The 12764-nt window shown below is 69.6% G+C and carries 11 protein-coding genes; 8 read left to right on the top strand and 3 right to left on the bottom strand.

Annotation, left to right across the window (positions count from 1 at the left end):
- The first annotated feature begins 147 nt into the window (after positions 1-147).
- Positions 148-1293, top strand: a complete 1146-nt coding sequence (locus QMG86_RS13495; protein ID WP_281879861.1) for an LLM class flavin-dependent oxidoreductase — start codon at positions 148-150, stop codon at positions 1291-1293.
- A gap of 99 nt (positions 1294-1392) precedes the next feature.
- Positions 1393-2796: an amino acid permease gene (locus tag QMG86_RS13490; RefSeq protein ID WP_281879859.1), complete on the top strand. Its 1404-nt coding sequence runs from the start codon at positions 1393-1395 to the stop codon at positions 2794-2796.
- 1 nt (position 2797) lies between these two features.
- Here the strand turns inward: QMG86_RS13490 and QMG86_RS13485 are convergent, their stop codons facing one another.
- Positions 2798-3673, bottom strand: a complete 876-nt coding sequence (locus tag QMG86_RS13485; RefSeq protein ID WP_281879857.1) for a VOC family protein — start codon at positions 3671-3673, stop codon at positions 2798-2800.
- Between the two features lie 85 nt (positions 3674-3758).
- On the opposite strand from QMG86_RS13485, the gene QMG86_RS13480 reads away from it, so the two are divergent.
- From QMG86_RS13480 to QMG86_RS13460, 5 genes are all read left to right on the top strand, one after another.
- Positions 3759-4709 (top strand): Lrp/AsnC family transcriptional regulator, encoded by a 951-nt coding sequence (locus QMG86_RS13480; RefSeq protein WP_281879855.1) that lies wholly within the window; start codon positions 3759-3761, stop codon positions 4707-4709.
- 181 nt (positions 4710-4890) lie between these two features.
- Positions 4891-5511, top strand: a complete 621-nt coding sequence (locus QMG86_RS13475; RefSeq protein ID WP_281879854.1) for an HAD family hydrolase — start codon at positions 4891-4893, stop codon at positions 5509-5511.
- Between the two features lie 355 nt (positions 5512-5866).
- Positions 5867-7015: an acyl-CoA dehydrogenase family protein gene (locus QMG86_RS13470; protein ID WP_281879853.1), complete on the top strand. Its 1149-nt coding sequence runs from the start codon at positions 5867-5869 to the stop codon at positions 7013-7015.
- 14 nt (positions 7016-7029) lie between these two features.
- The gene (fabG, locus tag QMG86_RS13465; RefSeq protein ID WP_281879852.1) at positions 7030-7782 is read left to right on the top strand and encodes a 3-oxoacyl-ACP reductase FabG; all 753 of its coding nucleotides are present in this window, start codon (positions 7030-7032) and stop codon (positions 7780-7782) included.
- A 254-nt stretch (positions 7783-8036) separates the two neighbouring features.
- A complete protein-coding gene (locus tag QMG86_RS13460; protein WP_281879851.1) occupies positions 8037-8888 on the top strand; it encodes a helix-turn-helix transcriptional regulator in 852 nt (283 codons plus the stop codon).
- Here the strand turns inward: QMG86_RS13460 and QMG86_RS13455 are convergent.
- Complete coding sequence (locus QMG86_RS13455; RefSeq protein ID WP_281879850.1) at positions 8885-11170, bottom strand: ATP-binding cassette domain-containing protein; 2286 nt, start codon at positions 11168-11170, stop codon at positions 8885-8887. The two genes, QMG86_RS13460 and QMG86_RS13455, sit on opposite strands and share 4 nt — an antisense overlap.
- 85 nt (positions 11171-11255) lie before the next feature.
- Between QMG86_RS13455 and QMG86_RS13450 the strand changes: the two genes are divergently transcribed.
- Positions 11256-11831, top strand: coding sequence for a class I SAM-dependent methyltransferase (locus QMG86_RS13450; protein WP_281879849.1), 576 nt, complete (start codon positions 11256-11258; stop codon positions 11829-11831).
- A gap of 25 nt (positions 11832-11856) precedes the next feature.
- On the opposite strand, the gene QMG86_RS13445 is transcribed toward QMG86_RS13450, so the two are convergent.
- Positions 11857-12741: an LLM class F420-dependent oxidoreductase gene (locus tag QMG86_RS13445; protein WP_281879848.1), complete on the bottom strand. Its 885-nt coding sequence runs from the start codon at positions 12739-12741 to the stop codon at positions 11857-11859.
- Positions 12742-12764: the final 23 nt, after the last annotated feature.

Here is a 12764-nt window from a genome sequence, read left to right as displayed (position 1 = left end):
CCCGAATAAAAACCGGGCTGGTTGCAAACCGTGACCCGGCCCGGCCGAGCGGCCAGCATGGACCACTGCGGCAAGCCCACCGGGCGCACCGCCTCGATCTGTCCGTTATCCGCGCGGCCGCGCTCTCCGGAAGGGAGTTGGCTCAGCATGAGCCTGTCGTTCCACTGGTTCCTCCCCACCTACGGCGATTCCCGCGGCCTGATCGCGGGCGGGCACGGCACCTTCATGTCCGGCGACCGCCCGGCGAGCCTGCGGTACTTGAACCAGATCGGCGCCGCCGCCGAGGACAACGGCTTCGAGGCCGTGCTCACGCCCACCGGCGCATGGTGCGAGGACGCCTGGCTGACCACCGCGATGATGGTCGAGACCACCGAGACACTGAAATTCCTGGTCGCCTTCCGCCCCGGCCTGGTCAGCCCGACCCTCGCGGCACAGATGGCGGCCACCTTCCAGCGGCACTCCAAGGGCAGGCTGCTGCTCAACGTGGTGACCGGCGGGGAGCCACACGAGCAGCAGGCCTACGGCGACTTCCTGGACAAGACCCAGCGCTACGCCCGCACCGGCGAGTTCCTGCACGTCGTGCGAGAGCTGTGGACCTCCACCGAGCCGGTGACCTTCGAGGGCGAGCACATCCGAGTCCACCAGGCACTGCTGGCCAACCGACCGGACCCGGTGCCCCCGGTGTTCTTCGGCGGCTCCTCCGAACCGGCGGGCCCGATCGCGGCCCGCTACAGCGACGCCTACCTGACCTGGGGCGAGCCGCTGCTCGCGGTGAGCAGGAAGCTGGAATGGATCCGCCGTCTGGCGGTGGACCACGGCCGCGTCCTCGACTACGGCCTGCGCGTCCACGTGATCAGCCGCGACACCTCCGAGCAGGCCTGGGCCGAGGCCGACCGCCTGCTGGCCGGCATCGACCCCGCCGACATCGAGCGGGTGCAGAGCAATCTGGCCCGCAGCGAATCCGAAGGCCAGCGGCGGATGAGCGAACTGCACGGCGGCAGCACCGACCGGCTGGAGATCGCGCCGAATCTCTGGGCCGGTGTCGGCCTGGTCCGCGGCGGCGCGGGCACCGCGCTGGTCGGCTCGCACACCGAAGTCGCCGATCGGCTGGCCGAATACGCGCGTCTGGGCATCAAGCACTTCATCCTCTCCGGCTACCCCCATCTGGAAGAGGCGTACTGGTTCGGGGAGGGCGTGCTGCCGATCCTGGAACGCAGGGGCTTGTGGCGGCATCCCAACCGCGCCGCCCGCGTCGCCGCCGCCACGCCGTTCGCCGCGTCATCGAGCAGCTGAGCGCAACCCCCCAGTTATTCCCACGCGCTGCTGCGCAGCGAGAATGGTCTATCGGTCCGGCACCGGCCGCGACCGACGGACCGTTCGCCTAAGGGAGTCATGACCACCGAATCAGCCCGGCGCTGGCGCCGCCGCCTGCCCGACACCGCGACCGAGGCGGGCGCGCCCACGCTGGCGCGCAGGCTCGGTCGGCTCGATCTCACCGCCATGGGCGTCGGCACCATCGTTGGCGCGGGAATCTTCGTCATCACCGGTGTGGCCGCCGCGGAGAAGGCCGGGCCCGCCATCGTGCTGTCGTTCGCCTTGGCCGGAACGGTGTGCGTGCTGGTGGCCCTGTGCTACAGCGAACTCGCGGCGATGGTTCCGGTCTCCGGCAGCGCCTACACCTACACCTACGCGACCCTCGGCGAAGCACCCGCGTTCCTGGTCGGCTGGAACCTGCTGCTCGAGTTCGTCATCGCGGGAGCCGCGGTGGCGATCGGCTGGTCCGGGACCACGGTGTCCGCGCTGGATTCGCTGTTCGGCATCACCGTCCCGCACGCACTCGTCGCGGGGCCCGCCGAAGGCGGCGTGGTGAACCTGCCCGCCGTACTGATCGTCGCCGCCGTCGTCGCGGTGCTCGTCGGCGAGGTGACGTTCACCGCGCGCATCACCAAGGCGCTGGTCGCGGTGACCATCGGGGTGCTCGTGCTGGTGATCGCCGTCGGCGGCCCGCACGTGAGCGTGGACAATTGGACCCCGTTCGCGCCGTTCGGCATCGGTGGGATCATCGGCGGCGCCGCGATCGCGTTCTTCGCCTTCCTCGGTTTCGACGTGGTCGCCGCGTCGGCGGAGGAGGCCCGCGATCCACGGCGCGACGTGCCGTTCGCGATCATCGGCACGGTGCTCTACGCACTGGTCAGCGCCGTGCTCACCGGCATGGTGCCGTTCGCCACGCTGAACAACAGCGCGCCGATCGCGACCGCGTTCGGCGCGGTGCGCATCGGCTGGATCGGCGACGTCATCGTGATCGCCTCGATCATCGCGCTCACGAAGGGCCTGCTGCTGATCGTCTACGCGCAGGTGCGGTTGATGTTCGCCATGTGCCGCGACCGGCTGCTGCCCTTCGGTCTCGCGGCGACCGGGAAACGGTCGACCCCGGTCCGGCTGACCGTGCTGCTCGGCGCGCTCGGCGCGGTCATCGCGGGACTGCTGCCGATCGACATCGTGGTCGAATTGGTGAACATCGGCGCGCTGTCGGCGTTCGCGGTGGTGTGCGTGGGCGTGCTGGTGCTGCGTCGGGTGGAGCCCGAACGTGAACGCCCGTTCCGCACTCCGCTGGTGCCCGTGGTTCCGCTGCTCGCGCTGATTGGCTGCGTGCTGCTCGCGACCACTCTGGAGGCGCTGACCTGGGTGCGCTTCGGCGTGTGGGTGCTGGTCGGCATCGCGGTCTATCTCGGATACGGACGCAAGCGCTCCACCCTCGCCGAGCCGCGCCTCGGCGAGGGCCCCGCCCGCCCCTGACTCAGCCCGCCACGAAGAACAGGCCGGCGCCGTAGGCGTCGCGCGCGGAGACGAAGAACCCCTCGTCCGTCTCGCGCACCGGCACACCCGCGTTCTCGATGACATCGCGTGCGACGCGAAGTTCGCGCACGGCGATCGTCATGGCGGCCAGATACGACGGTGCGGGTGCCGGTTCACCCGGCAACACGGCGTCGGCCTGGGACGCGCGCACCAGTTCCAACCGCCCCGCACCCATCTCCAGCACGGTCAGCGGCCCTTTGCCCACGGCGGGCGCCTCCAGGATGCGCCCGTAGCGTTCGACGATCCCGTCGAACTCCGCATCGGCCGCGGCGATCAGCACGGCGGCGATGGCACGCGCGCCGTTCGGGTGCGCGAGGTAGCGCGGCTGGTGCACGTATTCGCGGGTCAGGTGCTGGGCGACGCCGAGCAGGGCCTCGGGCGTCGAGCTCGGGTCCACGTGCACTGCCCGCGCGCGCACCGTGCGAACGCCGTCCTCGGTCTCGACGTCGCGCTCGAGGTCGAGCACGCCGGTGGCACGCAGTCCCGCCGCCAGCAGCTGCCGCCGCGCCGACTCGGCGTCGCCGGTCTCCAGGTTGAGCAGGCGGAAACCTTCGTACTCGTCGGCCATCGCTTTGGTGTGCCAGGGATCCGGTGCGTTCTCGTCCACGATGCCGAGCAATTCGAGATAGGACCCGCCGAACAACACGCACCGGTTGGCCGTGCATCCGGGCGTGGGCGGCTCACCCGGGTGCGCGCTGAGCAGGTGCCGCGAGCGGGGACTCAGCGTGAACCCGAGGTCGAGATAGCGGCGTTCCAGGCCGTCCAGATCGCGGGTCAGGATTCCGGTGTGGTGAATGGCGTCGATCGGTTTCTGCACGCTGTCGATGTTTGTCCCGGCGCCGCCGTACCGCCCGCCGGCACGGCCGATTCGCCGTATTCCGGCACTGCCCTAGGCTGACATGGTGGATTCGGTCATCCTGGACGACGTCGACCGAAGTTTGCTGCACGCCCTGCAGCTGGACGGCCGCGCGCCGTTCAGCAGGCTCGCGCCGGTGCTGGGGGTCTCCGAACGTACTCTGGCCCGCCGCTACCGGCGGCTGTTGGACACCGGCGGGCTGCGCGTCACCGGCGTCGCCGACACCGGGCGGGTGGGCCACGCCGAGTGGCTGGTCCGTCTGCGGGTCCGTCCCGATGCCACCGCCGCGCTGGCCCACGCGCTGGCGCGCCGTGGCGACACCGCCTGGGTGACCGTCGTCGCCGGTGGGGCCGAGCTGGTCTGTCTGTTCCGCGTTCCCGGCGATGCTCCCCTGCCCGAGCTGGCCCGCCATCCGGCCGTCCACTCGGTGGACGCCCACCGCGTGCTGCGGCACGTCATGCAACGCCGCTGGCAGGGACGGATGTCGGCGCTGTCCACCGAGCAGAGCGCGGCACTGCGTGCGCCCGATACGGATCCGGCGGCGACCGTGACGCCGAGCGAGCTGGATCGGCGCCTGCTCCCCGCGCTCGCCGCCGACGGTCGAGCGGCGTATCCACGGCTGGCACGAGCCGTCGGCTGGTCGGAATCCGCGGTCCGGCGGCGGCTCGAGGAATTGCGTTACGCCCGGGTGCTCGGCTTCGACGTCGAGGTAGATCCCGCCCTGTTCGGCTACGCCGTGCAGAGCCTGCTGTGGCTCACGGTCGCCCCCGCCCATCTCGTGGCCGTCGCGACCACGGTGGCCGCCGATCCGGAGGCGGCGTTCGTCGGCGCCACCACCGGACCGCACAATCTGCTGGTGTGCGTCGTCTGCCGAGACGCGGACGACCTGTTCCGCTACACCACGGAGCGGATCGCGGCGCTGAGCGGTATCGATCGGATGGAGATCAGCCCGGTCAGCGGCTACGTCAAGCGCGCGGCGCCACCCCGATTCACCTGACGCGTACTTGCGCTCGATGCCGAAAATGGCGGAGGCACAGTCGCTTACCCGACATCGAGTGCATCCGGGGTTCCACGTGGATCACGGCTCTCGTTGCGGCGGCACGGCTTTCGCCCCAGGGAGTTGTGAATCACAACAGCCCGACCGGCACGCCGCGGCGCGGGCTATTAGGGTCGGTCAGGTGACCTGGACCGTGGGCTTCGACCTCGACATGACGCTGATCGACTCGCGACCTGGCGTCGCCAGCGCCATCGACCGACTCGGCGCCGAGTTCGGCCTGCCACTGTGCGGGACGACCTTCGCCGATCGGCTCGGCCCCCCGCTGGCCACCCTGCTCGTGGAGGCCGGCGCGCCCGAAGACCTGGTTCCGGCCCTGGTCACCCGCTATCGAGCGCTCTACCCGACGATCGTCTCGGCCATCCCCCCGATGCCCGGCGCGCAGGCCGCGCTGGCGGCTGTCGAGGCCCGCAACGGGCGAGTGCTCGTGGTCACCGGCAAGCACGCGCCACTCGCGCAATTGCACATCGCCGAGCTGGGCTGGCGCGTCGACCATCTCGCGGGCGACCTCTGGTCGGCGGGAAAGGCGGCGACGCTGCGCGAACAGGGCGCGAGTCTGTTCGTCGGCGACCACGTCGGCGACATGAACGGCGCGCGCGCCGCGGACGTCTTCGCCGTCGGGGTCAGCACGGGGCCGTGCACGGCCGACGAACTGCGCGCGGCGGGCGCGGACGTGGTGCTGACCGACCTCACCGAGTTCCCCGCCTGGCTCGCGACCGAATGCGGCGCGGTCACCGCTCGATGAGCGTCCGAGAACCTCGTCAGCCTGGTCGGTGATGGGCCGATCGGCGGACTCGGCCGGGTAACGGCGAGCTGCCGACACGGTCCTCTTGGTGTGGGACGGGTTGCCGCAACCTTTCAGCCAGGCGCTTCAGTTCCTGCTTCGACATGAGCGCGGACGGCAGATCGCCACGCGAACTCCGGAGCCCCACGGCGGTCGATTCGCCCGCCACTCGACTATCCAGCTCGGGCGCCGGTCCGTCGCCGACCGTGCGCGCGCCACTTCGGCCACGGCCCACTACGCGTTCCTACCTCGAAGTATCGCGGCGTACCTGCACTAAACTTGCGGCGCTAGTTTATTCCTCGCTAGCCTACCGTCCATGAACCTCGAACTGTCCGGCGAGCAGACGGCGGCGCGGCAGCTCGCGGCCGATTTCGTCGACCGGGAGATCGTGCCGCACGCCGCGCGGTGGGATCGCGACGAAAGCGTGGACCGGTCGATCGTCGCCCGGCTGGGCGAACTGGGCTTCCTCGGGCTCACCATCCCCGAGCAGTACGGCGGCAGCGCGGGCGACCATCTCACCTACTGCCTGGTCCTCGAGGAACTGGGGCGCGGCGACTCGGCTGTGCGCGGCATCGTCTCCGTCTCCCTCGGCTTGGTGGCCAAGTCGATCCACCACTTCGGCACCGAGGAGCAGAAACAGACCTGGCTCACGCGGCTGGTGGCGGGCGAGGCGCTCGGCTGTTTCGCGCTCACCGAGCCGGGCACCGGATCCGACGCGGCTCAGCTGCGCACCCGTGCGGTGCGCGAGGGCTCGGACTGGGTGCTGTCGGGCACGAAGATGTTCATCACCAACGGCACCTGGGCCGATGTGGCGCTGGTGTTCGCGCGTAGCGGCGGCGAAGGACATCGGGGCATCACCGCGTTCCTGGTACCGACCGACTCGCCCGGATTCACCGCGCGGGAAGTCCACGGAAAGCTCGGGCTGCGCGGACAGGCCACGGCCGAACTCGTGCTGGACGGTGTGCGTGTTCCCGACAGCGCCCGGCTGCACGCCGAGGGGAAGGGCTTCGGTGTGGCGATGGCGGCGCTGGCCAAGGGCCGCATGTCGGTCGCGGCCGGCTGCGTCGGGCTGGCGCAGGCCTGCTTGGACGCCGCCGTCGGCTATGCCACCCAGCGAGAACAGTTCGGCAAGCCGATCGCGGCCCACCAGCTCGTCCAGGAGCTGCTCGCCGATATCGCCCTCGACGTGGACGCGGCGCGGCTGCTGGTGTGGCGGGTCGCCGACCTCGTCGACCGTGGCGAGGAATTCGCCGTGGCGTCCTCCAAGGCGAAGCTGTTCGCTTCCGAGGCGGCGGTCCGTGCGGCCGACCGAGCGGTGCAGGTGTTCGGCGGATACGGCTACATCGATGAGTTCCCGGTCGGCAAATACCTCCGCGACGCCAAAGTGATGACCCTGTACGAGGGCACGAGCCAGATCCAGAAATTGCTCATCGGCCGCGCACTGACCGGCGTCGCCGCGTTCTGACAGGAGAACATTCGATGCACCGCTTCACCGACCGGATCGCCGTCGTCACCGGCGCGGCCCGAGGCATCGGCGCGGCGACCGCGCTGCGCCTCGCCGCCGAGGGCGCCGCCGTGGCGGTACTCGACCGCGACGCGCCCGACGAGACCGCCGCGCGGATCACCGAAGCCGGCGGAGTGGCCCGCAGCTACGTCTGCGACGTCACCGAGCGCGGCTCGGTCGAGGCGGTGTTCGATCGGGTCGCGACCGATCTGGGCAGCCCGCACATCTTGGTCAACAACGCGGGCATCACCCGCGACGACCTGTTCTTCCGCTTGTCCGAGGAGGACTGGCACGCGGTGCTCGCGGTCAATCTGACCGGCGCCTACCACTGCGCGCAGGTCGCGCAGAGGTTCATGGTGGCCCAGCGGTACGGCAGGATCGTCTCACTGTCGAGCCGGTCGGCGCTGGGCAACCGCGGCCAGGCCAACTACGCGGCCGCCAAGGCCGGCATCCAAGGGCTCACCGCGACGCTCGCCCTGGAGCTCGGGCCGTACAACGTCACCGTGAACGCGGTGGCGCCCGGCTATATCGCCACTTCTATGACCGCCGCCACCGCCGACCGGGTCGGAATGAGCGCCGAGGATCACCAGAAAGCGGCCGCGCAACGCACGCCGCTGGGCCGCGTGGGTCAGCCCGAAGAGGTCGCGGCGGTGATCGCCTTCCTCGCCAGCGACGAGGCGAGTTACGTCAGCGGGCAGACGCTGTACGTCAACGGTGGCGCCCGCTGACCGACGGCGAGCGCCTCCTCACCGTCGTCTACGGCAGGTGACCGGGCAGGAATCTGCACTTCCCTGTCGCGGCAGAGACAGCCGTAGCGTGTGCGCTCCGGCCGCGTTGACCTGGAAGCCGGGAAGCACCAGGACCGTCGTCGTTTCGTTCACGGGGCCGGGCGTCACGTGCCCGGCAGCCGTCCGCCAGGGCTGCCAACTCCTGGGAGCAGCGATCCCACCCCGGCGACGACCGGGCACGGCATGATCGGGATGTGGATCGAACCGAGCTGGCCGCGTTGCTGAGACAGGCGCGCGACCGAGTGCGTCCGGGCGACGTCGGGCTGCCCGCGGGCTCGCGCAGGCAGGTGCCGGGTCTGCGCCGCGAGGAGGTCGCCCAGCTGGCCGGTGTCAGCGTGGACTACGTGGTACGTCTGGAGCAGGGTCGCGGTCCCCGTCCGTCCAGCGCCGTGCTGGCCGCGTTCGCCCGCGCGCTGCGGCTCAACGACGAGGATCGCACCCTGCTGTTCCAGCTCGCGGGCGCGGCGCCGCCGCAGGCGGGCCGCATCGACATGGTGGTGCGCCCGAGCGTCTTGCGTCTGCTGGATCGGATGGCGGACCTGCCCGCGCTGGTGCTCTCGGCGAAAGCCGATGTGCTGGCGTGGAATCCGATGGCGACCGCGCTGCTGGGCGACTTCTCCGCCTGGCCGCCCGCTCAGCGCAACATCATCTGGCAGCGTTTCCTCGGCACCGAGCCCGGACGGGTCCGGATGACACCCGCCGAGGCCGAGAATGCCGCGGCGTTCTCGGTGGCCACCCTGCGCGGCACCCGCGCGCGCTACCCCGACGATCCCGGCCTCCTGCGCCTGGTCTCCGAATTGCGTTCCCGCAGTCCCCGATTCGAGCAGTTGTGGAACGCGCGGCGCTCCGGGCAGTGGCGCAGCGCGACCAAGACGATCGATCACCCGGACCTCGGATCGCTGCGGCTGGACTGCGACACCCTGCTGGTCCCGGACACCGACCAGGCCGTCGTGGTCTACTCGGCGACGCCCGGCAGCCGGGAAGCCTCGGCGCTGGAATTGCTGCGGGTGACCGGGACCGAGCAGTTCACGGAGTCCGCCGGCTAGCTGCCCGTCTTGTACCGGCGCAGGTATTCGCCGGTCAGCGAGGACGGGTGCGTGAGCAGTTCGGCGGGTGTGCCGGTGAAGACGATCTCGCCGCCGTCCTTGCCGCCGTCCGGCCCGAGATCGATCACCCAGTCCGCGTGGGCGACCACATCGAGGTTGTGCTCGATCACCACGACGGTGTTGCCCCGGTCGACCAGACCGTCCATCAGCGCCAGCAGCGTGTCCACGTCCGACATGTGCAGTCCGGTGGTGGGTTCGTCGAGCACGTAGACGCTGCCGGTGTTCTGCAACTGTGTCGCCAGCTTGATCCGCTGCCGTTCGCCCCCGGACAGCGTGCTCATCGCCTGGCCGAGGCTGAGGTAGGCCAAACCCACCTCGTTCATCGTGCGCAGCTTGGTGTGCAGCGCCTTCTCCGGGAAGAATCCGAGCGCCTCCTCGGCCGGCATCTCCAGCACGTCGGCGATGGACTTGCCGCGCAGCGTCAGGGCGAGCACGTCATCGGAGAAGCGTCGTCCGTCGCAGGCATCGCAGTGGGTGGTCACGGGATCCATGTAGGCGATCTCGGTGATGATCACCCCACGCCCCTCACACTGCTTGCACGCACCCGCCGAATTGAAACTGAACAGGCCCGCGGACTCCCCCGTCGCCTTGGCGAACAACTTCCGAATGGGGTCCATCAATCCGAGGTAGGTCGCGGGCGTGGACCGGGAGGACGCCGCGATGGGCGATTGGTCCACGAAGATCGCCTCGGGATGCTCGCGGACGAACACGTCCCGGATGAGACTGCTCTTGCCCGAGCCCGCGACCCCGGTGACACAGGTGAGGATGCCGGTCGGGATCCCGACGGTCACATTCTTCAGGTTGTGCAGCGTCGCGCGCTCGACGAGCAGCTCGCCCGTGCCCGCCCGGAAGGAGTCCTTCACGCGGAACGGCCTGCGCAGACCGGCGCCGGTCGGGGTGTCGGCACTGCGGAGATCGGCGAAACTTCCCTGGAAGACCACCTGACCGCCGTGCGCGCCCGCACGCGGCCCGACGTCGACGACATGGTCGGCGATCTGGATGACGTCCGGATCGTGCTCCACCACGATCACCGTGTTCCCCTTGTCCCGCAACGCCTTCAGCAGATCGTTCAGCCGGCCCACATCCCGCGGGTGCAACCCGACGCTGGGTTCGTCGAAGATGTAGGTCAGTCCGATCAGCGTGCTGGACAGATGCTTGATCATCTTCAGCCGCTGTCCCTCGCCGCCGGACAGGGTCGAGGTCGGCCGGTCCAGGCTGAGATATCCCAGTCCGATGTCGGCCACCCGCCGCAGGGCGGTGCGGATGGCCCCGGCCAGACCGGCGGCGGCCGGATCGGTGATCTCGTCGAGCACCTCCATCAGATCGGTGATCTGCAAGCGCGCCCAATCCGCGATGTTGCGGTCGCCGATCCGGGTGGCCAGCGCTGCCTGGTTCAGGCGCGCGCCCGCGCAGGTCCCGCAGACTCCTTCGGTGAGGAACTGCTGCATCTGCTCCCGGGTCTTCTCGCTCAGCGTCGAGGTGTCGCGCTGCAGCCGGGTCCGCGTGAATTTCGTGGCGATGCCTTCGTAGTTCGCCTTCCAGGTGCCCTTGCTGAAGGTCAGTTCGACCTTGCCGCCGGTGCCGTAGAGCAGGTCGTGCAGTTCCGCGTCGGTGTAGTCGGCGAGCTTCTTGTCCGGATCGAAGCGGCCGGACTTGCCGTACAGTTGCCAATCCCCGCTGCCCACGCCGTATCCCGGCAGGAGGATCGCGCCTTCGTTCAACGACTTGGTGCGGTCGAGCAGCCGGTCGGGATCGGCGCGGACGGTGACGCCGAGTCCGTCGCAATCCGGGCACATGCCCTGCGGCACGTTGAACGAATAGTTGTAGACGAAGCCCGCCGAGGGCGAACCGAATCGGGCGAACATGGCCCGCACCATGGAGTAGATGTCGGTCATCGTGCCGACCGTGGAGCGCGGCCCGCCGCCGACCGGCTGCTGATCGATGATCACCGGCGCGGTGAGATTCTCGATGGCCTCCGCGTGCGGGCGTTCGTAGCGCGGCAGGAAGTTGAGGATGAACGCGGGGAAGGTGGCGTAGAGCTGGCGCTGGGATTCGACCGCGATGGTGTCGAAGACGATCGATGATTTGCCCGAGCCGGAGACGCCGGTGAAGACGGTGATCTTGTTCTTCGGGATCTCGAGCGACACGTCCCGCAGGTTGTGCTCGCTGGCTCGGAGCACTCGGATGGCGTCGGGCGATGCGGTGGATTCGGCGAAAGGCATACCGCACACCTTGCCATCCCGTACCCCCGAAATGCTCCGGTAAATGTGACGTAAATCACATTTAGATAGCCCCTACAGTGTCGAAGTGCGCGACGACCCCTATTGGAATCACAACACCCACTACCACCCCTGGTTACTGAAGCAGGTGCCGCCGTCGGCCCGCACTGCGCTCGACATCGGCTGCGGCGACGGCCTTTTGGCGCGCAAACTGGCTCGCCGTGGGTTGACCGTCACCGGAATCGACGTCGACGCGGAGCCCTTCGCGCAAGCCCCGGTGACGGCGGGGGTGTCCCTCGACCAGGCCGACTTCCTCGACTACACGGGCTCTTTCGACGTAGTCACCATCGTGGCGACCCTGCACCATGTCCCGTTGCGCGAGGGCATCACCGCATTGCGCCGCCTGGTCGCACCCGGCGGTGTCCTCGCCGTAGTCGGGCTCTGGAACATGACCCTGCGCAGGGACTACCACTATCTGCCCCTGGTGCCCGTCATCCGGATGACGGACCTCCTGCACCGGTCCGGCGAGCCCAGCGTCCAGTTGCGTGACCCGATCGACGGGTACGCCGAGATTCGCTCGACCGTTGCCGATCTGCTACCCGGTGCGCGCATCCGGCGACGGCTCATGTGGCGCTACACCCTGCTGTGGCGAAAGCCCGCGTGAGCACCCGCTGCCGCGAACCCGCCGTTCAGCGCAGCAACTGGATGACCGGCGCGAACTTCTCCATGCTGTCCTCGAGGACGGTGACGTAGCTGATGCCGTAACGGTCGCGCCGTTCGCGCAGGCGGTCGGCCATCTCCTCGGGGGTGCCCATGAGCAGGATCGGGTGATCCTCCGGGGAGTCGGCGACGTCCGGCGGCAGCGCCGGACCGAAGACCTCCAGGACGCTCGCGCGTTCGTTCGGCGGAACCACCCGCTGCACGAGGATGTTGAACTCGACCTTGTCCGCTCGGGGACCGAGCAGCTCCCGCACGTAGGCGACGCGTTCCTCGATCTCGGCCAGCCCGGCCATCTGCAGCGGGCCGCCGTTGCGCGCGGCCGCCGCGCCGGTGAAGGCGATGATGTCGGCGTGCCGCGCGGCGACGCCGAGCAACCGGTCGCCCCACCCGCCGATCAGCACGGGCGGACCTGTCGGCTGCGCGGGTTGCGGCTGATACTCCGGATCGGCGAACAGGCCGCGCAGCGTGATCACCGTCTGCTCCAGATGCTCGACGCGCTTGCTGCCGCTTTCGAACGGAATGCCCGCGGCCTCGAACTCCGCCTGCACGTAGCCCGCGCCGAGTCCGAGTTCGACGCGCCCGTCGGTGAACTGATCGGCGCCGGCCACGTCGCGCGCCAGCAATACCGGGTTGTAGAACGCGGTGTTGAGCACGTAGGTGTTCAACCGCACCCGCTCGGTCGCCTCGGCGGCCAGAATCATCGCGGGGAACGGCGCAGGCAGGCCGAGATGGTCGGCGACGCCGACCACGTCGAAACCGAATTCCTCTGCCCGGCGGCATTTTTCGATCCAGTTCTTCCGGCACTCGGGGACCACCATGTTGACACCGAACCGGAACGGGCGCTGCGCAGTCACGTGTCCTGTCTAGCGAACCGCGC

The sequence above is a fragment of the Nocardia sputorum genome (assembly GCF_027924405.1).
GTDB classification, from domain to species: Bacteria; Actinomycetota; Actinomycetes; order Mycobacteriales; family Mycobacteriaceae; genus Nocardia; species Nocardia sputorum.
Note: the sequence above shows the minus strand (reverse complement) of the source record. Positions and strands in the feature narration are given on the sequence as shown.